At 67.9% G+C, this 21503-nt stretch carries 20 protein-coding genes and 1 pseudogene; 14 read left to right on the top strand and 7 right to left on the bottom strand.

Features of this window, described 5'->3' with window-relative positions:
• Window positions 1-2: 2 nt before the first annotated feature.
• Window positions 3-614, bottom strand: a complete 612-nt coding sequence (gene ctaE, locus C0J29_RS18210) for an aa3-type cytochrome oxidase subunit III (RefSeq protein ID WP_065045069.1) — start codon at window positions 612-614, stop codon at window positions 3-5.
• 136 nt (window positions 615-750) lie between these two features.
• Between ctaE and trpD the strand changes: the two genes are divergently transcribed.
• Window positions 751-1827: an anthranilate phosphoribosyltransferase gene (gene trpD / locus C0J29_RS33835; protein WP_242460465.1), complete on the top strand. Its 1077-nt coding sequence runs from the start codon at window positions 751-753 to the stop codon at window positions 1825-1827.
• On the opposite strand, the pseudogene C0J29_RS18200 reads toward trpD, so the two are convergent.
• A pseudogene (locus tag C0J29_RS18200) lies at window positions 1765-3585 on the bottom strand (DEDD exonuclease domain-containing protein); the annotation flags it as partial. The gene trpD and the pseudogene C0J29_RS18200 sit on opposite strands and share 63 nt — an antisense overlap.
• Window positions 3586-3714: 129 nt before the next feature.
• Between C0J29_RS18200 and C0J29_RS18195 the strand changes: the two are divergent.
• The 4 genes from C0J29_RS18195 to pimB all read left to right on the top strand — a co-directional run bounded on the left by C0J29_RS18195 (window position 3715) and on the right by pimB (window position 7458).
• A complete protein-coding gene (locus tag C0J29_RS18195; protein WP_065045071.1) occupies window positions 3715-3978 on the top strand; it encodes a hypothetical protein in 264 nt (87 codons plus the stop codon).
• Between the two features lie 174 nt (window positions 3979-4152).
• On the top strand, window positions 4153-5316 hold the full coding sequence (ripC, locus tag C0J29_RS18190) for a peptidoglycan hydrolase RipC (RefSeq protein WP_065045072.1): 1164 nt from the start codon (window positions 4153-4155) through the stop codon (window positions 5314-5316).
• Window positions 5317-5348: 32 nt separating this feature from the next.
• Entirely contained in the window at window positions 5349-6173 is an 825-nt protein-coding gene (locus C0J29_RS18185) for a hypothetical protein (protein WP_120793128.1), read from the top strand.
• A gap of 139 nt (window positions 6174-6312) precedes the next feature.
• Window positions 6313-7458 carry a GDP-mannose-dependent alpha-(1-6)-phosphatidylinositol monomannoside mannosyltransferase gene (gene pimB / locus C0J29_RS18180; RefSeq protein WP_120793127.1) on the top strand — a complete coding sequence of 382 codons (1146 nt, stop codon included), beginning with the start codon at window positions 6313-6315 and terminating at the stop codon, window positions 7456-7458.
• Window positions 7459-7514: 56 nt separating this feature from the next.
• Here the strand turns inward: pimB and C0J29_RS18175 are convergent, their stop codons facing one another.
• Window positions 7515-9317 (bottom strand): AMP-dependent synthetase/ligase, encoded by a 1803-nt coding sequence (locus tag C0J29_RS18175; protein ID WP_120794810.1) that lies wholly within the window; start codon window positions 9315-9317, stop codon window positions 7515-7517.
• 184 nt (window positions 9318-9501) lie between these two features.
• Here C0J29_RS18175 and C0J29_RS18170 point away from each other — a divergent pair, with 184 nt between their 5' ends.
• From C0J29_RS18170 to C0J29_RS18150, 5 genes are all read left to right on the top strand, one after another.
• Window positions 9502-9891 carry a polyketide cyclase / dehydrase and lipid transport gene (locus C0J29_RS18170; protein WP_065045076.1) on the top strand — a complete coding sequence of 130 codons (390 nt, stop codon included), beginning with the start codon at window positions 9502-9504 and terminating at the stop codon, window positions 9889-9891.
• A 110-nt stretch (window positions 9892-10001) separates the two neighbouring features.
• Window positions 10002-10436: an SRPBCC family protein gene (locus C0J29_RS18165; protein WP_065045077.1), complete on the top strand. Its 435-nt coding sequence runs from the start codon at window positions 10002-10004 to the stop codon at window positions 10434-10436.
• Complete coding sequence (locus C0J29_RS18160; protein WP_082978022.1) at window positions 10433-11695, top strand: ArsA family ATPase; 1263 nt, start codon at window positions 10433-10435, stop codon at window positions 11693-11695. The genes C0J29_RS18165 and C0J29_RS18160 overlap by 4 nt, the downstream gene beginning before the upstream one ends.
• Window positions 11683-12081, top strand: coding sequence for a hypothetical protein (locus C0J29_RS18155; RefSeq protein WP_370530838.1), 399 nt, complete (start codon window positions 11683-11685; stop codon window positions 12079-12081). The genes C0J29_RS18160 and C0J29_RS18155 overlap by 13 nt, the downstream gene beginning before the upstream one ends.
• Window positions 12082-12177: 96 nt before the next feature.
• Window positions 12178-12927 (top strand): lysophospholipid acyltransferase family protein, encoded by a 750-nt coding sequence (locus C0J29_RS18150; RefSeq protein ID WP_065045079.1) that lies wholly within the window; start codon window positions 12178-12180, stop codon window positions 12925-12927.
• Between the two features lie 12 nt (window positions 12928-12939).
• Here C0J29_RS18150 and C0J29_RS18145 read toward each other — a convergent pair whose 3' ends face one another.
• Window positions 12940-14217 (bottom strand): glycosyltransferase 87 family protein, encoded by a 1278-nt coding sequence (locus tag C0J29_RS18145; RefSeq protein ID WP_120794808.1) that lies wholly within the window; start codon window positions 14215-14217, stop codon window positions 12940-12942.
• Window positions 14218-14309: 92 nt separating this feature from the next.
• Here C0J29_RS18145 and C0J29_RS18140 point away from each other — a divergent pair, with 92 nt between their 5' ends.
• Genes C0J29_RS18140 through C0J29_RS18130 form a run of 3 tightly spaced genes read left to right on the top strand, consistent with a single transcriptional unit; the run spans window position 14310 to window position 17145 of the window.
• Window positions 14310-15173 (top strand): hypothetical protein, encoded by an 864-nt coding sequence (locus C0J29_RS18140; RefSeq protein WP_065161522.1) that lies wholly within the window; start codon window positions 14310-14312, stop codon window positions 15171-15173.
• Window positions 15174-15216: 43 nt separating this feature from the next.
• Window positions 15217-15723, top strand: coding sequence for a polyadenylate-specific 3'-exoribonuclease AS (locus C0J29_RS18135; protein ID WP_120793126.1), 507 nt, complete (start codon window positions 15217-15219; stop codon window positions 15721-15723).
• A 33-nt stretch (window positions 15724-15756) separates the two neighbouring features.
• Complete coding sequence (locus C0J29_RS18130; protein ID WP_065045083.1) at window positions 15757-17145, top strand: class II 3-deoxy-7-phosphoheptulonate synthase; 1389 nt, start codon at window positions 15757-15759, stop codon at window positions 17143-17145.
• 24 nt (window positions 17146-17169) lie between these two features.
• Here C0J29_RS18130 and C0J29_RS18125 read toward each other — a convergent pair whose 3' ends face one another.
• Window positions 17170-18405 carry a protein kinase domain-containing protein gene (locus tag C0J29_RS18125; RefSeq protein ID WP_120793125.1) on the bottom strand — a complete coding sequence of 412 codons (1236 nt, stop codon included), beginning with the start codon at window positions 18403-18405 and terminating at the stop codon, window positions 17170-17172.
• 83 nt (window positions 18406-18488) lie between these two features.
• On the opposite strand from C0J29_RS18125, the gene C0J29_RS18120 reads away from it, so the two are divergent.
• On the top strand, window positions 18489-18893 hold the full coding sequence (locus C0J29_RS18120; protein WP_065045084.1) for an Rv2175c family DNA-binding protein: 405 nt from the start codon (window positions 18489-18491) through the stop codon (window positions 18891-18893).
• Between the two features lie 10 nt (window positions 18894-18903).
• On the opposite strand, the gene C0J29_RS18115 is transcribed toward C0J29_RS18120, so the two are convergent.
• On the bottom strand, window positions 18904-20427 hold the full coding sequence (locus tag C0J29_RS18115; protein ID WP_120793124.1) for an alpha-(1->6)-mannopyranosyltransferase A: 1524 nt from the start codon (window positions 20425-20427) through the stop codon (window positions 18904-18906).
• A 3-nt stretch (window positions 20428-20430) separates the two neighbouring features.
• Window positions 20431-21492, bottom strand: a complete 1062-nt coding sequence (gene idsA2, locus C0J29_RS18110; protein WP_174814904.1) for a bifunctional (2E,6E)-farnesyl/geranyl diphosphate synthase — start codon at window positions 21490-21492, stop codon at window positions 20431-20433.
• Window positions 21493-21503: the final 11 nt, after the last annotated feature.

Raw genomic sequence — 21503 nt, 5'->3', positions numbered from 1 at the left:
GCTCATCGGATGAAATAGATCACGGCGAACAGCGCGATCCACACGATGTCAACGAAGTGCCAGTAGTACGAGACGACGATGCTGGCGGTGGCCTGCGCCGGAGTGAACTTACTCATCGTGGTGCGGACCAGCAGGAAAATGAACGCGATCAGACCGCCCGTGACGTGCAGACCGTGGAAGCCGGTGGCCAGGTAGAACACGCTGCCGTAGGCGCTGCTGGGGATGGTCGTTCCGTGCGTCACCAGGTGCACGTACTCATACGCCTGGCCGCAGATGAAGAACAGCCCCATCAGGAAGGTGATCACGTACCAGCGCCGCAGGCCGAAAACGTCGCCGCGTTCGGCCGCGAACACGCCCATCTGGCAGGTGAACGACGACGCGATCAGCACCAGTGTCACCGGCACGGCCTGATACAGATTCAGCTCGGTCGGCGGCGGCGGCCAGTTCCCGCCGGCCTGCGCTCGCGCCGTGAAGTAGAACGCGAACAGGCCAGCAAAGAACATGAGTTCGCTGGAAAGCCACACTATGGTGCCAACACTGACCATATTGGGCCGATTCAGCGAATGCACTCGCGACGTAATCGCAGTACCCGAGGTCCCTACAGCACTCGTCACATCCGCAAGTATGACGCTTTGTAGTTGTCGAAGACTACCCGGGTCACAAATTTCTGAGATTTCGTGTCGCGCGGGCTCTTCGGTGCTCTGGGGCGCGCGGTTGGGAGCAGGGGATTCTCGTGGGACCATCGGCGACGTGGCTGCGTCGTCTGAGGATCGTTCGTCCGCCGCGCCGTCGTGGCCGCGGGTGCTGGGGCGCCTGACTGACCGGCAGGACCTGCTGCGCGGTCAGGCCGCCTGGGCGATGGACCAGATCATGGCCGGCGCGGCGCAGCCGGCCCAGATCGCGGCGTTCGCGGTGGCGATGAAGATGAAGGGCCCGACGTCCGACGAAGTGGGCGAACTGGCCGGCGTGATGCTCGACCACGCCCGTCCGATGCCGCTCGGAGCGATCCCCGACGACGCGGTCGACGTCGTCGGCACCGGCGGCGACGGGGTGAACACGGTCAACCTGTCCACCATGGCCTCGATCGTGGTGGCGGCCGCGGGCGTACCGGTGGTCAAGCACGGCAACCGGGCGGCGTCCTCGTTGTCCGGCGGCGCCGACACCCTCGAGGCGCTCGGGGTGCGCATCGACCTGGGGCCCGAAGAGGTCGCCCGCAGCCTCGCCGAGCTCGGCATTGGCTTTTGCTTCGCGCCCCAGTTTCACCCGTCCTACCGCCATACGTCGGTGGTGCGCCGCGAGATCGGGGTGCCGACGGTGTTCAATCTCCTTGGGCCGCTGACCAATCCGGCTCGACCGCGGGCGGGGCTGATCGGCTGTGCGTTCGCTGAGCTGGCGGAGGTGATGGCCGGTGTGTTTGCTGCACGCCGGTCCAGTGTGCTGGTGGTGCACGGCGACGACGGTCTCGACGAGCTCACCACCACCACCACGAGCACCATCTGGCGGGTGCAGGCCGGCACCGTCGACAAGCTCAAGTTCGATCCCGCCGGATTCGGGTTCGCGCGCGCCGAGCTCGACGAGCTGCGCGGCGGTGACGCCACGGCCAACGCCGCCGAGGTGCGCGCCGTGCTGGCCGGCGCCCAGGGGCCGGTGCGCGACGCCGTGGTGCTCAACGCCGCAGGGGCACTCGTGGCCCACGCCGGGTTATCCAGCCGCGCTGAATGGCTGCCGGCGTGGGAGGACGGGCTGCGACGTGCCGCCGCCGCGATCGACAGTGGCGCGGCCGAGCACCTGCTCGCGCGATGGGTGCGGTTCAGCCAGCAGCTCTGAGTGCGTTTCGGCCTGGCGGCCGGCCAGCCGCGCCGACCGGGCGGTGGCCGCCCACTCCGCCCAGGCGCCGGCCGCGCCCCGCGGTGACGCCCAGCCGGCGGCGTCGTCGGCGACTGCCACCCGGACGATGCGGACCCCGGGTGCGGCCAGCCAGCGTGCGATGAGCGCCGTTTCCTCGACCAGCGCCCCACCCAGTGGGGCCTGCGTCGGCAGGACCGTCTGGGCGCCGGCCTGGATTGCGTCCACCACCGGCATCGGGGGCACGCCGCGCCGGGCGCCGCCCGCAGCCGCGAGTTGGCCGTGACGGATGACCGCGAACTGGTAGCCGCCTTCTGAGTCGGGTGCCGCGGCGATCAGTTCGGGCAGCGCGCTCAGCGCCCGCAGGCGCTGGCCGCGCCACAACGCCTCGACCGCGGTGGCGATGTGGTCGCGCAGCCGGGCCGCGCTCTCGTAGTGGTGACGCCCGGCCAGCACCGAGACCTGGTCGACGGCCGCAGCCAGGGGGGAGTTGTCCGACCCGTCGATCAACGCCTGGGCGCGCCCCGTCGCGTCGGCGTACTCCGCGGCCGTCACGTCGCGGGCGGCGGGGCAGGGTGCCAGCTCCACCTCGGGGCAGACCGGGCCGTGCAGCGCCGAACGGCCCAGCCGCTTGGTGCAGGTCCGTACGCCGGTGAAGCGGGCCAGCAGTGCCGCGGTGTCGGCCGCGTCGGCGCGCGACCGGAACGGGCCGATGGCGCGATCGTGCCGTGGATTGCGGATCACCGAGAACCGGGGGAACGGCTCATCGGTCAGCACCACCCACCACCATCGGTGCGGGAACTTCGAGCGCCGGTTGTACGGCGGGGCGTGCGCGGCCAGCAGCCGAAGCTCGCGCACGCCGGCCTCCAGCGCGTGCGCGCACTCGACATGGTCCACACCGTCCGCGAGGCCCACCATCTCCTTCATCCGGCCACGCGGGTCGCTGCCGTTGAAGTACTGGCTCACCCGGCGGCGCAGGTCGACCGCGGTTCCGACGTAGAGCACCTCGCCCGCGGGACCCCGGAACAGATACACGCCCGGCCGGTGCGGCAGGCCGTCGGCCAGGACACGCTTGCGGCGCTGGGCGGGTGTGACGTCCGGCAGGTACGAGCGCAGGTCGGCGTAGGTGTGGATGCCCTGGTTGCCGACCCGCTCGATGAGTGCGTGCAACACGTCGACGGTGGCGCGGGCGTCGTCGAGAGCGCGGTGGGTGGGCTGGGTTGCCACGGCGAAGACGCGCGCCAGCTCGGCCAACCGCACGCTGGGAGCTTCCTCACGGCTCAGCACCCGGCGCGCCAGCCGGACCGTGCACAGGACCCGGGGACGGGGCCACGGCAGCTCGCACCGCTCGGCTGCGGCGCGTAGGAAGCCGATGTCGAAGCCGGCGTTGTGGGCTACCAGCACCGAGTCGCCGGCGAAGTCGAGGAACATCGGCAGGACGGCCTCGATGGTCGGAGCGTCGCACACCATGGCCGTGGTGATCCCGGTCAGTCGGACGATCTGCGGCGGAATGCTGCGTTGCGGGTCGACCAGGGTCGCGAATTCGCCGAGGACCCTGCCGCCGCACACCTTGACCGCGCCGATCTCGGTGATCGCGTCCGGGGTGACGCCCTCCCGGCCCTTGGCGCGTCCGCCGGTGGTTTCCAGGTCGACGACGACGAAGGTGGTCTCGCGCAGCGACAGCTCGTCGGGGGTGACCAACCCGGTGAAGCTGAGTTGAGTCCCACCGGTGGCGCCCATGGCGGTGACGTTAGGCATGCGCACCGACACCCGTGGATTCCCACGCCGGGCGATGTTGTCGGTGCCCACCGTTACCGTGCGGATGCAGCTGGACTTAGGGAGCTAGAGCACTAGGAGAGGACCGCCGAGATGGCATACAGCAACGGGACCGAAAGGACCGGTGGCGCCGCGGCCAGGCCGGGGGAGCCGGTGGTCATAGATTGCGACGACTGCGCGGTCCGTGGCCCGGGATGCCGTGACTGTGTGGTGAGCGTTCTGCTCGGGGTGCCCGAAACCCTTTCGTACGACGAACAAGTCGCGCTGGAGACGCTGGCCGAGGCCGGGTTGGCGCCGCGGTTGCGACTGGTGCCGATTCGGCGTGACCGCGCTGTGTCGCCTAAAGGAGTGGCCTGACGGGTCGTGTATGGTCGACCACGGCCAGAAACCCTGTCTCACATAGAAATGACATAAATCTTCCTAATTTCTTAACTCCCCCCTTTGGACAAACGTCGATATCGTTTCGTAACCTGTTTGAGACCTAAACCAGCTCGGCGCATTTACGTCGATGGCAGTTTAAGGAAGCAAATCTTGAGGCTCGACTGTAGGCATTCGATCGCGCGCGTAGTCAAGCGGTTCGCCATCGGTTCGTTCGCGAGCTTCGTTGTGTTCTCGGGCATTACGGCGGCCGGCGCGCTGGCCGATCCTGCCGATGACGCAATGGCGAAACTCAACGAGCTGTCCCGGCAGGCCGAGCAGACCACCGAGGCCATGCACAGCGCTCAGCTCGACTTGAACGAGAAGCTGGCGGCCCAGCAGGCAGCCGAACGGAAGCTGACCGACGACCAGGCCAAGCTGGAAGCCGCGCGAGCGCGCCTGGCCAACTTCCAGGGCGCGGTCAACAAGGTTGCCGCCGCGACGTACATGGGTGGTCGTACCGACGGCCTGGACGCCATCCTGACCGCCGCGTCGCCGCAGTCGCTGATCGACGGGCTGACGATCCAGCGGGTAATGGCCGGTCAAATGTCTTCGCAAATGGCCAGTTTCAAGGCAGCCGGCGAAGAGGCCGTGAAGGCCGAGCAGGCCTCCGCCCGCTCTGCTGCCGACGCCAAGGCCGCCGCCGAGCAGGCAGCGGCTGTGCGGGCAAACCTGCAGCACAAGCAGAGTCAGCTGCAAGTACAGATCGCGGTAGTCAAGTCGCAGTACCAAGCGTTGACGCCGGACCAGCGCACCGCGCTGGCCAACCCCGGACCAGCCCCCGACCGAGTACCGGATCGTGGACCCGGTGCGCCCGCTCCTGACGCACTGCCGCCTGGCGCGCCGGTGCCGCCGGAAGGCGTCCCCGGTGGTGAGGTTCCGGCTCCGGGCGGGGCGGCCAACGTGCCCTTCACGGGTGGTGGTGGCAGCGGCGACCGCGCGATGGTTGTGCAGGCCGCGTTGACTCAGATCGGCAGTCCCTACGTGTGGGGTGGCGCCGCTCCCGGCGGATTCGACTGCTCGGGTCTGGTGATGTGGGCGTTCCAGCAGGCCGGGATCTCTCTGCCGCACTCCAGCCAGGCGCTGGCCCATGGCGGTCAGCCGGTGTCCCTGGGTGACCTGCAGCCGGGCGACGTCTTGACCTTCTACTCCGACGCCTCGCACGCCGGCATCTACGTCGGCGACGGCATGATGGTCCACTCGTCCACCTATGGCCAGCCGGTTCGGGTGGTGCCGATGGACTCGTCCGGACCCATCTACGACGCGCGCCGCTACTGACGGTTTCGCCCAAGCGGCGTCGGCTTCAAGTACTGCTGGCGTGTGTTTTCACCGCTGAGCTGATCGCGGCGGTGCTGCTGCCTTCGCGAACGGGTTCGTCTGAGCCCGCTGTTTCACACGCCGATCCGGCTGCGACGACGTCGCTGATCCGTGATCGCTCGGTGCGGCTGGTCAGCCTGGGCGGGTCGGGCACCGATCAGCTGCTGTCGCGGGTGGCTGTCGATCTCGGCGGTGCCATCGATGCCGTCGTCGGGTTCTGGGGTGCGGACTGGACCCGCGACATAGTGGTGGTGGCCACCGGGTCGGACCAGCAGTTTCAGCAGTCCGCCGGTGGCGGTCCGGCCGCACAATGGGCCGACATTGCGGCGGTCACGGTGGCCGAGCGTGTGGATCCAGTATCCCGGACGATGGTCGACGCGCGGATCTTGCTGGCTCCGGGTGCGACTCACATGAGTGCGGGCGCGTTGCAGATCGTGCTCAGCCACGAGCTTTTTCACTATGCGGCGCGCGTGGACACCGCCTTGGACGCGCCGCGCTGGCTCACCGAAGGAGTGGCCGACTTCGTCGCCCGGCCCCGGACGGTCTTGCCCGCCGACGCGGCATCGGCTGCCCGGGCGTTGCCGACGGACACCGACCTCGACACCCCCGGGCCGCAGCGCTCCCTGGCCTACGACCGGGCCTGGTGGTTCACCCGATTCGTCGCCGACACCTACGGTCCGGGGAAGCTGCGCGAACTCTACGTGGACGCATGCGGCGTCGGGCACTCCGACTTGGCCGGCGCCGTCCGTCAGGCGTTGGGCGTGGACGTCGCCGGGCTGTTGCCGCGCTGGCAACGGTGGATGGTCAGCCACGCGTGATCCGGTTCGGCGCGAGCGTGCAGTGTTGTACACAGACACGCCGCGACCACTGGCATTCTGTGCACCCTCGTCGCCATCCAAGAGGCTCCTCAACGCGCCGCTGCCCGCGGCGCGCATCGTCGCCCGCTAACCTCACCCTGTGAGCCGGGTCCTGCTGGTAACCAACGACTTTCCACCGCGGCGCGGGGGCATCCAGTCCTACCTGGGTGAGTTCGTCAACCGACTGGTCGACGACAAGACGCACAGCGTGACGGTGTACGCGCCAAAGTGGAAGGGCGCCGAGGCTTTTGACGAAGCGGCCCAGTCGGCCGGCTACCGCGTCGTGCGCCACCCCACCACGCTGATGCTGCCGGTCCCCACCGTCGACACCCGGATGCGCCGGCTGATCGAAGAGCAGCACATCGACACCGTCTGGTTCGGCGCGGCCGCCCCGCTGGCATTACTCGCGCCACGCGCGCGGCAGGCCGGCGCCACACGAGTGCTGGCAAGCACCCACGGCCATGAAGTCGGCTGGTCGATGCTGCCGGTCGCCCGACCCGTACTGCGCAGAATCGGCGATCACACCGACGTAGTGACCTTCGTCAGCCGCTACACCCGTTCGAGATTCGCGCCGGCATTCGGGCCCAATGCCGCACTCGAATACCTCCCGCCCGGCGTGGACAGCGACCGCTTCCGACCGGACCCCGCCGCCCGCGCCGAGCTGCGCCGACGCTATCGGCTGGGCGAACGGCCCACTGTCGTGTGTCTCTCGCGGTTGGTGCCCCGCAAGGGCCAGGACATGTTGATCAAAGCCCTGCCGTCGATTCGCCGGCGTGTCGACGGCGCTGCGCTGGTCATCGTCGGCGGTGGCCCTTACCTCGAGACACTGCGCAAGCTGACGCGCGAGTACGAGGTGGAAGACCACGTCACCTTCACCGGCGGCGTCCCCGGCGACGAGCTGCCCGCCCACCATGCGATGGCCGACGTGTTCGCGATGCCCTGCCGCACCCGCGGCGCCGGCATGGACGTCGAAGGTCTCGGCATCGTCTTCCTGGAGGCATCGGCCGCCGGCATCCCGGTGGTGGCGGGCGACTCCGGCGGAGCCCCGGAAGCTGTGCAGCACAACAAGACTGGTCTGGTGATCGACGGCAACTCGGTGGAAGAGGTCGGCGAGGCGGTCACCGAGTTGTTGACCGACCGCGACCGGGCGGCCGCGATGGGCGCCGCCGGCCGCGAATGGGTGCGCACGCAGTGGCGCTGGGACCTGTTGGCCGCCCGGCTCGCGGGCCTGCTCGACGGCGGTTAACAGCAGGCTCAAGGGTCACGCGCGACGCCCAATGCCGGCGCGACGCCCAATACCCGTTAGTCCTTGGAGTAGATGGCCTCAATATCTGAGGCGAACTTCTCAGCCACCACGTTGCGTTTGACCTTCATCGTCGGTGTCAGCTCACCGGTGTCCTCGGTGAAGTCGACGGGCAAGATGCGGAACTTGCGGATCGACTCGGCGTGGGAGACCTGCAGGTTAGCTTCCTTGACCGCCGCATCGACCTCGGCGACCAGGTCCGGGTCGGTGGCCAGATCAGCCACCGTCGCGGCATCGGCCTTGTGGTGGTGATGCTTCCAGCCCTCGAACGCTTCGGGGTCGATGGTGATCAGGGCCCCGATGAACGGCTTGGCGTCCCCGACGACCATCGCCTGACTGATCAGCGGGTGGGCCCGCAGTTGATCTTCCAGCACCGCGGGTGCAACGTTCTTGCCGCCCGCGGTGACGATGAGTTCCTTTTTACGGCCGGTGATGCTGACGAACCCGTCTTCGTCGACTGCGCCGAGATCTCCGGTGCGGAACCAGCCGTCGGTGAAGGCTTCCGCGGTGGCCTGCTCGTTGCGCCAGTAGCCGGCGAACACCACGCCGCCGCGCACCAACAGCTCCTTGTCCTCGGCGATACGCAGGCTGTTGCCCGGCACCAGCTTGCCCACGGTGCCGATCTTGAGGCCGTTGATCTGGTTCACGGTGATCGCCGCGCTGGTCTCGGTAAGCCCGTAACCCTCGTAGATGGTCACGCCCACGCCGCGGTAGAAGTGCCCCAGGCGCGCGCCCAGCGGTGCCCCGCCCGACACCGCGGCATGGCACTCACCGCCCAGGGCCGTGCGCAGCTTCCCGTAGACCAGCCGGTCGAACAGCGCGTGCTTGGCACGCAGCACCAATCCGGGCTTGCCGTCGTCCTGGGCGCGGCTCCAATCGACCGCCGTCTGCGCGGCCGCCTTGAACACGGGACCTTTGCCGTCATTGGCGGCGTTCTGCTCGGCGGTGTTGTACACCTTCTCGAAGACTCGTGGAACCGACACCACCACAGTCGGTTTGAACTCTGCCAGCAACGGCAGCAGATTCTTGATGTCACTGGTGAATCCGACAGTGACTTTGCTGGTGAAGGCCGCCAGGGTGAGCGCCCGGGCCAGCACATGGGCCAGCGGCAGGAAGACCAGCAACCGCTGTCCCTCGCACAGCAACGTCGGCAGGCACTCGGCGGTACCGCGGATCTCGTGCAGCAGATTCGAGTGGGTGAGTTGGCAGCCTTTCGGCCGGCCCGTGGTGCCCGAGGTGTAGATGAGCGTGGCCGGCGCGTCGGCGGTCAGCCCCTTCTGCCGCGCCGTCAGTTCGGCTGCATCGACCGAGGCGCCGGCCTCCACCAACTGGTCCAGCGCCTTCGGGCCGGAGCCGTTGATGTGCAGCACCCGGCGCAGAGCGGGCAGGTCGCCGGTGAGCTCGGTGACGATCGCCGCATGCTCGTCGGTTTCGGCGAACGCCAGCACCGCCTCGGAGTCCTGCAGCACCCAGCGCACCTGCTCGGCCGACGACGTCTCGTAGATCGGCACGGTCACCGCACCCACCGACAGGATCGCCAGATCCAGGATCGCCCACTCGTAACACGTGGCCGAGAAGATCGAGACCCGGTCGCCGGCTTCCACTCCCATCGAGATCAAACCCAGTGCGGCCGAGCGAATTTGGTCAGTAGCTTCGGCGCAGGTGACGTCCGTCCAGGCCCCCTCGACACGGCGCCGGTAGATGACGTAATCGGGATCGTTGCGCTCGTGCTCGTACACCACGGCTGCGACGTGGTCGTGATCGTAAACGGAGAAGCGGGCCGGGACACTGTACTGACGCACTCTCATTACCTCGCTTGACCTTGACTGGCGCTTCTCGCCGGTTGCTTGCTGATACCCAGCCTATCGGGGACATTCACGCACTAGGGCGACGGCCGGTAGCCGTCCGGCACGATTGCCGGGAGGCCTCCCTGTGCATCGAAGGGCTGCACCCATCCCGCCCGGGTGGGTATGTGAAGCTGGGGCGATGAACAGCATCCAGATCGCCGACGAGACCTACGTCGCCGCCGCTGGCGCACTGGTCGGGGCCGCAATCGCAGATCGCTCGAAGTGGAGCCGGTGGTGGCCGGACCTGCACCTGCAGGTCACCGAGGACCGTGCCGACAAGGGGATCCGGTGGGCGGTCAGCGGCCCGTTGACCGGCACGATGGAGGTCTGGCTGGAACCGTCGATGGACGGGGTCATACTGCACTATTTCCTGCACGCGGAACCGACCGGCGTCCCGGCATCCGAGCTGGCCAGGCTGAACCTGGCGAAGATGACGCACCGTCACCGGGTGGCGGGCAAGAATATGGCGTTCGAGGTGAAAACGACCCTGGAACGCTCGCGTCCCGTCGGAACTTCTCCGGTAGTTTAACCGGGTCAAGAGTGGCATCAAGACAGGCGAGAGAGAGTACCGTTTCTGCCGGGAGATTTGGGGGCACTCCCGCAGTTGACCGGGGTTGACCGGGAAAGGGAAGCAGCCAAGTGGCGGACAAGACGAACCAGACGATCTACATCGACGCAGACCCAGCCGAGGTGATGAAGGCGATCGCCGACATCGAGTCCTACCCGGACTGGATCAACGAATATAAGAAAGTCGAAGTCCTCGAGGCCACCGACGACGGCTATCCGAAAAAGGCGCGGATGTTGATGGACGCGGGGATCTTCAAAGACACCCTGATCATGAACTATCAATGGCCGGACGACCGTGAGTCGCTGAGTTGGACGCTGGAATCCAGCTCTCTGCTCAAGTCGCTGGAAGGCTCGTACCTCTTGGCGCCCAAGGGTTCTGGCACCGACGTGACCTACGAGTTGGCGGTAGACCTGGCTGTTCCGATGATCGGGATGCTCAAGCGCAAGGCCGAACGCCGGCTGATCGACGGCGCCTTGAAGGATCTGAAGAAACGAGTCGAGGGCTGAGTGATTCCGTCCCGCCTACCCCGGCGCGGATCAGCCTTTTTGTCGGCAAGGGCGGGGTAGGAAAGTCCACTCTGGCGTCTGCGACCGCGGTCGGCGATGTCAGCGCTGGACAGCGCGTGCTGGTGGTATCCACCGACCAGGCCCACTCACTGGGCGACGTCCTGGGCATCCCGGTCCCGCCGACCGGTCACGGCGAACCCGTCCGGGTGCACGCCGACGACTCGGAGGCCGGCGGCGGCTTCCTCGACGCCCTGGCCCTGGACACCCTGGCCCTGCTCGAGGACCGGTGGCGCGACGTGGTGGGCGCGCTCGATGCGCGCTTCCCCGAATCGGAGCTGAGTCGCATTGCGCCCGAAGAACTTTCGGCGTTGCCGGGCATTCAGGAAGTCCTGGGCTTGCACGCCGTCGGCGAGCTTGCGATGTCGGGCCGATGGGATCGCGTCATCGTCGACTGCGCGTCGACGGCGGACGCCTTGCGGATGTTGACGTTGCCCGCCACGTTCGGCCTGTATGTGGAACGAGCCTGGCCGCGGCACCGGCGGCTCAGCATCGGCGTCGAGGACCCTCGTTCGGCCGCGGTGGTGCAACTGCTGGAACGCACCAGCGCCGGTGTCGACCGGCTCAACTCGCTGCTGACCGACGGCGACCTGGTCAGCGCGCACCTGGTGCTCACCCCGGAGCGGGTGGTGGCCGCCGAGGCGGCCCGCACGCTGGGGTCGTTGGCGCTGATGGGAGTGCGGATCGAGGAGCTGCTGGTCAACCAGGTCCTGGTCCGCGATGAAACCTACGAGTACAGCAGCCTGCCCGACCACCCCGCCTTCTACTGGTACGCCGAACGGATCGCTGAACAACGCGCGGTGCTCGAAGAACTCGACGCCACCATCGGCGACGTCGCATTGGTGCTGGTGCCGCACCAGGCAGGAGAGCCGATCGGGCCCAAGGCCCTGGGCGAACTGCTCGACAGCGCCCGCCGGCGCCGGGGTGCCGCCCCGCCCGGGCCGCTGCACCCGGTCGTCGACCTGGAATCCGGGACAGGTCTGGAGTCTGTGTACCGGATGCGGCTGTCCCTGCCTCAACTCGATGCCGGATCGCTGGCCCTGGGCCGCTCTGACGACGACCTGATCGTCAGTGCCGGCGGTGTACGGCGCCGGGTTCGGCTAGCCTCTGTGCTGCGCCGGTGTACGGTGCTGGACGCCCATCTGCGGGGCAGTGAATTGACTGTCCGTTTCCAACCCGATCCGGAGGTATGGCCGAAGTGAGTAGGGGTCATACCGAGATCGGTCCCGAGTTGCGCAGGCTCGCCCAGGCGATCCTGGACGGGATCGACCCGGCAGTACGGGCGGCGGCCACGATGGCATCGGGCGGCGCGCCCGGTAAGTGCCAGCAGGTGTGGTGTCCGGTGTGCGCGTTGGCGGCGGCGGTCAACGGCGAGCAGCACCCCCTGGTGACGGTCATCGCCGATCACAGTGTCGCCCTGCTGGAAGTGATCCAGGCGATCGTCGACGACATCGATCGCACGGCGACGCCACCGCACGACGAGGCCGGCGACAGCGACGACACCGAAGAGCAGCCCGCGCCGCGCACCAACGGCAAGGCCACCGCCAAGCCGGGCTACCAGGCCATCCCCGTGACGGTGCAGGAGTGAGCCGGCACCAGGGCGGGTCTCGCGAGGTGGTCGGAGTCAGCGCGGGTGGGTACAGTTGGCGCAGACACCAACGGGTGTGGGCGAGAGGGAGGGCCAATGTGGTACTACCTGTTTAAGTACGTCCTCCTCGGTCCGTTGCTGTCTTTGATCGGCCGTCCGAAAGTTGAAGGGCTAGAGCACATTCCCAGTTCTGGCCCGGTGATTCTGGCCAGCAACCACCTCGCGGTGATGGATAGCTTCTTCCTGCCGTTGGTGGTGCGTCGCCGGATCACCTTCCTGGCCAAGGCCGAATACTTCACCGGTACCGGGATCAAGGGCAGGTTCAACCGCTGGTTCTATACCGCCGTCGGTCAGGTGCCGATCGACCGCACCGATTCCGAAGCCGCCCAGGCCGCCTTGCAGACCGCAGAGCGGTTGCTGGGCCAGGGCAAGTTGCTGGGCATGTATCCAGAGGGCACCCGCTCACCGGACGGGCGGCTCTACAAGGGCAAGACCGGCCTGGCGCGGCTCGCCCTGCAGACGGGTGTCCCGGTGATCCCGGTGGCGATGATCGGCACCAACGTGGTGAACCCGCCCGGCACGACGCGGCTGCGGTTCGGCCGCGTCACTGTTCGCTTCGGCAAGCCGATGGACTTCTCCCGGTTCGACGGCCTGGCCGGGAACCACTTCATCGAGCGCGCCGTCATCGACGAGGTGATGTACGAGCTGATGGGGCTGTCCGGGCAGGAGTACGTCGACATCTACGCCGCCAGCGTCAAGGACGGCACCGCCGAGGACGGTGACACCGAGGGTTCCAAGCCGGAATCGTCGGTCGCGGCGCGGATCCCGGAGACCGCTGTCGGTTGAAGTCCGGCCGCGTTAGGCCGCCGGGACCGGCGTGCGCTCGCGCGGAGTCGGGCGCGTCGGTGCGATCGCAGCGGTGACCGTGACGCCGGCGACGACGATGACGGCCAGGGCCCACCAGACATAGGACATCCCGACTAACTGGCGCCACCAGTTCGCCGTGGTCTCGTGGTGCTTGGGTAGCAGGTCAATCGGCGACCAGTGCATCAAGGCCAGGCCCGCGACGCTGACCACGCCCAGCGCGATGTTGCGGCGGCGCCAGGCCAGGATTCCGGTCACCAGCACCGCGGGCAGCATCCACACCCAGTGGTGCGACCACGACACCGGGGAAACCACCAGGCCGAACAGCGCGACGCAGATCACCGCCAGCGTCGGCTCGCCGGCCTTGAGCACCCGGCGCATCGCCCAGATCGTCAGGCCGAGCACCAGCAGACACGCGAGCACCCACAGCGGGAAGCGCTCGTGTTGATCGAGCCCCAACCGGGCCAGCGAGCCCGCGATGTTCTGGTCGGTGTTCAGCGCCGCCTCACCGATGCGGTCGGTGTGGTGCAGCGTTTCGGTCCAGTACTCGCACGAGTCTTTCCAGGCGAGCACGAAGCCCAGCAAGGTCGCGCCCGCGAACGACGCCAGCGACGTCAGCGCGGCCCGCTTGTCGCGGCGCAGCAGGAAGTACAGCAGGAAGACCGCGGGGGTGAGCTTCAGCGCGATTCCCAACCCGAGCAGCAGGCCGCGCGGCCAGGGTGTGCGCCGCGGGAAGCAGTCGGCGATCACCAACGTCATCAGGATGGCGTTGATCTGGCCGAAGGCGAAGTTCGAGGCGATCGGTTCCAGCCAGATCGACGCCGGCGCGACGATCACGACGGCCAACCACACGCGACGCAGCCAGGCCGGACCGGGCAGCAGCGTCGACTCGGCCCACACGTCGAGGCGGCTCAGCACGATCGTCGTCGACACCAACAGGACCACCAGGGTCAGTGCCGTGATCACGACGCTGGCGACGGGCATGCCCATCCAGGCGAACGGGCTGAACGTGATGGCCGCCAGCGGGGGATAGGTGAACGGCAGATCGACGATCGGTGTGTGGAACATCACGTTGCCGGTATAGAGCGGGCGCCCGTCCAGCCAGGCCTGCCCACCCATTTGATACACGTCGATGTCGATGCGGTAGGGAATGTGGCCGAACAGCTGCCAGCACGTGTTGGCCAGAGCGAGGGCGGCCAGCAGCCAGAGCAGGCACCATAGCGAAACCCGCCCGAGTCGACTGCCCACTCCGGGCGACCGCCATTTACTCATGTCGAGCACAGCCTAATCGTTATTTCGGCTTGTCCTACCCGCGCAGCGCGGCTTGCCGGTGCGGCGCGTCGGTCCGGCGTAGCTTTTTCTAAGTGCACCACTGGTTCCAGCACGACATCGTCGATCGCGGTCACCTGCCGCTGCTGTGTTGTCTGGTGGCCTTCATTTTGACCTTCTTCGTCACCCGGTCCTGTGTGCGCTTCATCCGGCACCGGGCCGATCGAGAGCGGCCGGCGCGGTGGTGGCAGCCGCGCAATATCCACGTCGGAACCGTGCACATTCACCACGTGGCGTTCGGGGTGGTGCTGGTGATGCTGTCCGGGTTGACCCTGGTGACGCTGGCGGTCAACGGCCAGGAACCCCAACTCACTCTCGCGGCAGTGCTTTTCGGTGTCGGCGCGGCGTTGGTGCTGGATGAGTACGCGCTGATCCTGCACCTGTCCGACGTGTACTGGGAGGAAGACGGCCGCAGCTCGGTGGATGCCGTGTTCGCCGCGATCGCGGTGGCCGGGCTGTTGATGCTGGGTCTGCACCCGTTGATGTTCGTGCTGCCCATCCGCTACGACGGTGACTGGCTGACGCTGCAGAGCACGCTGGCGTCGGCGCTGGTGGTCACCCTGCCGCTGGCGGTGATCGTGCTGCTCAAGGGCAAGGTGTGGACCGGATTACTCGGCATGTTCATTGTGGTGTTGCTCATCATCGGGGCGGTCCGGCTGTCCCGTCCGCACGCCCCGTGGGCACGCTGGCGCTACACCGCCAGGCCGGCGAAGATGCGGCGCGCGCTGGCGCGCGAACGCAGGTGGCGGCGCCCGGTGGTGCAGGCCAAACTGTGGCTGCAGGGCGCGATCGCCGGAACTCCGCGGCTGCCCGACGAGCGCGTTGTCGACGCACAACTGGATCTCGAGGTGCACCCGGCGCCGCCGCCGGACACCGGCCCCATCCTGATCAGCGGGTAGCCAAGGGGCCGCTCGCGCAACTGAGGCGAACTAAGCTGCGGCGGTGCGGTACTTCTACGACACCGAATTCATCGAGGACGGCCGCACCATCGAGCTGATCTCGATAGGCGTGGTCGCCGAAGACGGCCGGGAGTACTACGCGGTGTCTTCCGAGTTCGACCCCGGACGGGCCGGCAACTGGGTGCGAAATCACGTGCTGCCGAAGCTGCCGTCGCCGTCGTCGCAGCTGTGGCGCTCGCGGCGGCGGATCCGCGCCGACCTGGAGCAATTCCTGGGCGTCAACAGCTCAGAGCCGATCGAACTGTGGGCCTGGCTGGGTGCCTACGACCACGTGGTCCTGTGTCAGCTGTGGGGAACGATGCCCAATCTGCCCAAGGCGATCCCTCGATTCACCCGGGAGCTGCGCCAACTCTGGGAGGACCGGGGATCTCCGCGGTTGCCACCCAGGTCTCCGGATGCGCACGACGCGCTGGTCGACGCCCGGGATCAACTGCGCCGCTTCCAGATAATCTCCTCGGTAGACGAAGCGGGCCAGCGTCGTTCGCCCTGATCAGCGATCAACGGCCACAGTTACCATGGACCGATGAACTGGACCGTCGACATTCCGATCGACCAGCTGCCGCCGCTGCCGCCGCTGCCTGCCGACCTGCGGGCGCAGCTGGACGCGGCGCTGGCCAAGCCGGCCGCCCAGCAGCCCAGCTGGGACGCCGACCAAGCGGCGGCTATGCGCAAGGTGCTCGAGAGCGTGCCACCGGTGACGGTGCCGTCGGAGATCGTGCGGCTGCAGGAACAGCTCGCGCAGGTGGCCAGGGGTGAGGCGTTCCTGCTGCAGGGCGGCGACTGCGCGGAGACGTTCACCGACAACACCGAGCCGCATATCCGCGGCAACATCCGCACCCTGCTCCAGATGGCCGTGGTGCTCACTTACGGCGCCAGCATGCCGGTGGTGAAGGTGGCCCGGATCGCCGGCCAGTACGCCAAGCCCCGCTCGGCCGACATCGACGCGCTGGGCCTGAAGTCCTACCGCGGCGACATGATCAACGGCTTCGCTGCCGACGCCGCCGTCCGCGCCCACGACCCGTCCCGGCTGGTGCGGGCCTACGCCAACGCCAGCGCCGCGATGAACCTGGTGCGGGCGCTGACCTCGTCGGGGTTCTCCTCGCTGCACCTGGCGCACGACTGGAACCGCGAGTTCGTGCGCACCTCCCCGGCCGGCGCGCGGTACGAGGCGCTGGCCTCCGAGATCGACCGGGCCCTGCGGTTCATGAGCGCCTGCGGGGTCGCCGACCGTAACCTGCAGACCGCCGAGATCTACGCCAGCCACGAGGCGCTGGTACTCGACTACGAGCGCTCGATGCTGCGGCTGTCCGACGTGGAGGACGGCGAGCCGCAGCTCTACGACCTGTCGGCGCACACCGTCTGGATCGGCGAGCGGACCCGTCAGCTCGACGGCGCCCACCTGGCGTTCGCCGAGGTGATCGCCAACCCGATCGGCGTCAAGATCGGCCCGACCATGACCCCCGAGCTGGCCGTGGAATACGTGGAACGCCTTGACCCGCACAACAAGCCGGGCCGACTGACCCTGGTGAGCAGGCTGGGGAACAACAAGGTGCGCGACGTGCTGCCGCCGATCATCGAGAAGGTTCAGGCCGCCGGCCACCAGGTGATCTGGCAGTGCGACCCCATGCACGGCAACACCCACGAGTCGTCGACCGGATACAAGACCCGGCACTTCGACCGGATCGTGGATGAGGTGCAGGGCTTCTTCGAGGTGCACCGCGCGCTGGGCACCCACCCGGGCGGGATCCACGTCGAGATCACCGGCGAGAACGTCACGGAATGTCTTGGTGGGGCACAGGACATTTCGGACACCGATCTGGGGGGCCGTTACGAGACGGCGTGCGATCCGCGGCTGAACACCCAGCAGTCGCTGGAGCTGGCCTTCCTGGTCGCGGAGATGCTGCGCGACTAGCGCTACCAGACCAGCGGAGCGCGACTAGAGCAGCGTGCTCAGGTGGACGCCGATCGTCCAGGCCGCGGACGCGACCAACCCGGTCAGCGTCAGCACCACGGCCACCCAGATCAGCACCATGCGACGGCGGCGTTGGCGCTCCCAGAGGAATTCGTCCATCGGGATACCGGCGAATTCCCCGGAATCGGGTTCGAACTCGGCCTCGTCGTCGAAGACGTCGGGTTCGTCGAAGACGTCGGGTTCCTGGAAGGGTTGCGCCGGAGCCGCGGGGGGCGATTCCGCGGGCTCGCGGGCGAACTGACGGGTCGGGTTGGGCGCCGGATTCTTGGCCGGACGCTCGGTCATGCGGCTGTGCTCGAGCGCGCGGTGCTGCGCTGAGTTGCGCGGCGCCGGGACCCGGAAGTCCGGCAATCCCAGCTCCTCGACAATCGACTCCAGATCAGCGGCCATCTCGATCGCGTCGGCGTAGCGCTGCGCCGGGTCACGAGCGGTCGCACATGCCACGAACTCATCGAATTGTGTTGGTACGCCGTCAATTACCGCGCTGGGCGGTGGCACATCGTTGTCCAGCCGCTGATAGGCGACCGACAACGCGGTATCGCCGCTGAACGGTGTCTCCCCGGTCAGCAACTCGTAAGTGAGGATCCCGGTGGAATAGACATCGCCGCGGGGACCGGCGTTGCCGTCGCGGACCTGCTCCGGCGACAGATAGGCCGCGGTGCCCAGGATGACACTGCTGGATGTGATTCCGGCTGCCGCGACGGCACGAACCAGCCCGAAGTCGGCGATCTTGACCTCGCCGTCGTCAGAGATCAGCACGTTCTCCGGCTTCACGTCGCGGTGGACCAGCCCGGCCCGGTGCGCGGCGGCCAGTCCGCCCAGCACCGGGCGCAGCACCGCCGCGACCGCGTACGGCGGCATCGGGCCCCGCTCGGACAGCAGCTCGCGCAAGGTGCCGCCCTCCATCAGCTCCATCACCAGAAATGGGTGCCTGCCGTCCTGCCCCTGGTCGTAGACCGCGACCAGGCCCGGATTCTTCAGCCGGGCGACCGTGCGCGCCTCGAGCTGGAATCGGTGCAGGAACTGCTGGTCGCCGGCGTAGCGGGAGTCCATCACCTTCAAGGCGACGGGGCGGTCCAGCCGCGTGTCCAAACCCCGATAGACGGTTGAGGTGCCACCGCTGGCGATCTTCGCCTGCACCAGATACCGGCCATCCAGCACGGTGTTCTCCAACCGGTCCCCTCCAACCACGTGGGCCATCGTAGGTGGGCGGGTAGGTGGACAGCGCAATTCGATGGCAGAACGCGCACACTTGGCCGCCCGGCAAGTTCTAGACTGACCTCGTGGGCAGCATCCCGGCCGGCGACGATGTTCTGGATCCCGATGAGCCAATCTACGACCTGTCCCGGGTCGCCGAACTGCTCGGCATATCGGTGAGCAAGGTCCTGCAGCAGCTCCGGGAAGGACACCTGGCCGCGGTGCGCCGCGACGGCGGCGTGGTGGTGCCGCAGGTGTTCTTCACCAACACCGGCCAGGTGGTCAAGAGCCTGCCGGGCTTGTTGACGATCCTGCACGACGGCGGCTACCACGAGACCGAGATCATGCGCTGGCTGTTCACCCCGGACCCGTCGCTGACCGTGACCCGCGACGGCTCCCGCGATGCGTTGAACAACGCCCGCCCGGTCGACGCGCTGCACGCCCACCAGGCCCGCGAGGTGGTCCGCCGCGCCCAGGCGATGGCGTACTGATCAGGACTGATCAGGGCGTACTGACGGCGACCTGTTCCTCGCTCGGCTCCGGTTCCTTGTAGAGCGAATACCAGGCCACTGCCGCGAATGCGGTCGCGAGCCCCACATGCAGCCAGGAGTACATGCCGTGGGACCCGTCGGGTTTGAAGATCACCATGATCCATGTCGAGAATCCCGCGATCACCGCCATCGCCCGACGAGACTGGGCCAGCGGGGCCAACACCGCCAGCGGCCAGGAGTAGTACCACGGCAGCGCGGCAGGCACGAACAGCACGACCACCAGCATCACGCCGAAGATGCCCAGCAGGGCGTCCCGGTCGTCGCGGCGGAATCGCCACCACAGCACCGGCAGCGACACCAGGATGACCAGGATTCCGACCAACCGGGCGATCCGCAGCACGGTGTAGAACTGCACCGCGAAGAAACCGCTGGTGGCGGCGTGGATGATGTTGGCCGCGGCCGTCGGGATGGTCAGCCAGTTGATGATTTTCACCGACCCGGCCAACGCGGTCAGCCAGCCCAGCCCGACCCCGGCCACCAGTGACAGCACCGCGAACCCGACGACACAGATCACCGAGGATGCCAGCACGGCCGCCAGGAACGCGCGGACGGGTCGCCAGCCGCGATCCTCCCGAAGATGACGCATCCAGACCCAGCACAGGAACGGCAGCGCCAACCCCGCGGTCGCTTTGACCGCGATCGCGATGGTGAGCAGCGTGATCCCAGCGACATGATGACGTTGCAGAGTCAGCGCGATACCGGCGGCCATCAGACCCACCATCAGCATCTCGTTGTGCACCCCGCCCATCAGGTGGATGAGCACCAACGGGTTGAGCACGCAGATCCACAGCGCCTTGGCGCCGTCGGTGCCAACGTGATGCGCCAGTCGGGGAGCGGCCCAGATCAACAGCGCCAGTCCGGGCAGCATGCACAGCCGCAGCAGCATGGTGCCGGCGACGACGTTGTTGCCGACGATAATCGTGACCAGCTTGGCGATCAGGATGAACGCCGGACCGTAGGGGGCGGTGGTGATGGTCCAGATGGGGGAGACGTCGTCCAGCAGCGAATTGGGGTTACCGACCGGCCCGACCGCATAGGGGTCCAGGCCGTCGCGCAACAACGCGCCCTGCGCGAGGTAGGAGTAGGTGTCGCGACTGAACACCGGCACCGACAACAGCAGCGGCGCCAGCCAGAACGCGGTGGTGGCCCGCATGGTGAACTCGGAGGCCGCACCCGCCAGGCACTGCCGGCCCAGCCGCAGCCAGGCGATCAGCATCAGGCCGACGCCGATCCACAGCAGGATCGAGGACAGCACCAGCCCGTGCCCAAAACGCAACCAGGACAGGTGGATCGACTCCAGCAGGGGATCGTGCTGACGGGTGCTGCCGGCGCCCAGGCCGCCGGCGGTGATGAGCACCGACCCGAGGAAACCGAGCCGCGCGGGTGCACCCTCGGCGGCGGTGGCGAACGTCCGCAATCGCGAAAGACGTTGCCGGTAGCTTTGTTTCGGTGCGGCGGCGGTCGCGTCTGTCATGGTTCAGGCGGTCCGATCGGTGGCCAGGCGGGCCAGTTCGGACAATCCGGCTTTGGCCGTGGCGCTGATCGGCGCCGCGGACAGCGTTGCCAACGCGCGCTGGGTGAGATCGGTGATGCGGTTCTCCGCCGCGGCCAGCGCGCCCAGATCCTCGATCACCGTGCGCAGTTCACGCACCTGGTCGTCGGTCAATTCGGTTCCGACCGAGGTGCGTAACAGGTTGGCCGCCAACGGGTCTGACTCGTCGGCCAGCTGGGTGGCTTCGGCCAGCAGCACGGTGCGCTTGCCGGAGCGCAGGTCGTCGCCGGACGGTTTGCCCGTCACTGCGGGGTCGCCGAACACGCCCAGCACGTCGTCACGGAGCTGGAACGCCACCCCGAGGTCGGTCCCGAACTGTTTGAAGGCGGCCATCACGTCGGGCCGGTCGGCGGCGGCGGCCGCTCCCAGTTGCAGTGGCCGGGAGACGGTGTACGAGGCGGTCTTGTAGGTGGCGACGGTCATGGCCGATGCCACCGACTCGGCGGCCGAGGCCGGCGTCGAAGCCTCCGCGACGATGTCGAGGAACTGGCCGCCCAGCACCTCGGTCCGGATGTCCGACCAGACGCGCTCGACGCGTTGCCGGGCCGCCGGGCACAAACTGGCGCGGGAGATGACGTCGTTCGCCCAGGCGTGCGCGATGTCACCGAGCAGGATTGCCGCGGACAACCCGAATTGCTCCGACGCGCCGCGCCAGTCGCGGTCGCGGTGCAGGGCCGCGAAATGCATGTGAGCGGTCGGCCTGCCGCGACGCGTCGCGGAGGCGTCGATGACGTCGTCGTGGATCAGCGCGAACGCGTGCAGCAGCTCCAGCGCGGCGAACAGCAGCAGCGTGTCCGCATCGGGTGCCTCGGTGCTGACCGCGTCCCAACCCCAGTAGGCGAACACCGGCCGCATCCGTTTGCCGCCGCTGAGGGCGAAGTCTTCGAGCCAAGCGGTCAACGTCCCGTAGTCGGCCCCGAGGAAGGCGGATTCGTTGCGACGGTCCTGCACGTAGCGGCGCAGTTGTTCGGTGATGGCGCCGGCCACCTCGACGGTTG

The sequence above is a fragment of the Mycobacterium paragordonae genome (genome assembly GCF_003614435.1).
In the GTDB taxonomy this organism is placed as follows: Bacteria; Actinomycetota; Actinomycetes; order Mycobacteriales; family Mycobacteriaceae; genus Mycobacterium; species Mycobacterium paragordonae.
The sequence above is the reverse complement of the archived record's forward strand: the minus strand, read 5'-3'. Positions and strand labels throughout refer to the sequence as shown.

What these genes read in the sequence shown, in the direction of transcription:
- C0J29_RS18195 (WP_065045071.1), top strand. Translation starts at nt 3,715, where the DNA reads ATGGCATACAGCAACGGGACCGAAAGGACCGGTGGCGCCGCGGCCAGG.
- C0J29_RS18170 (WP_065045076.1), top strand. Translation starts at nt 9,502, where the DNA reads ATGAACAGCATCCAGATCGCCGACGAGACCTACGTCGCCGCCGCTGGC.
- C0J29_RS18155 (WP_370530838.1), top strand. Translation starts at nt 11,683, where the DNA reads ATGGCCGAAGTGAGTAGGGGTCATACCGAGATCGGTCCCGAGTTGCGC.
- C0J29_RS18150 (WP_065045079.1), top strand. Translation starts at nt 12,178, where the DNA reads ATGTGGTACTACCTGTTTAAGTACGTCCTCCTCGGTCCGTTGCTGTCT.
- C0J29_RS18145 (WP_120794808.1), bottom strand. Translation starts at nt 14,217, where the DNA reads ATGAGTAAATGGCGGTCGCCCGGAGTGGGCAGTCGACTCGGGCGGGTT.
- C0J29_RS18130 (WP_065045083.1), top strand. Translation starts at nt 15,757, where the DNA reads ATGAACTGGACCGTCGACATTCCGATCGACCAGCTGCCGCCGCTGCCG.
- C0J29_RS18125 (WP_120793125.1), bottom strand. Translation starts at nt 18,405, where the DNA reads ATGGCCCACGTGGTTGGAGGGGACCGGTTGGAGAACACCGTGCTGGAT.
- C0J29_RS18115 (WP_120793124.1), bottom strand. Translation starts at nt 20,427, where the DNA reads ATGACAGACGCGACCGCCGCCGCACCGAAACAAAGCTACCGGCAACGT.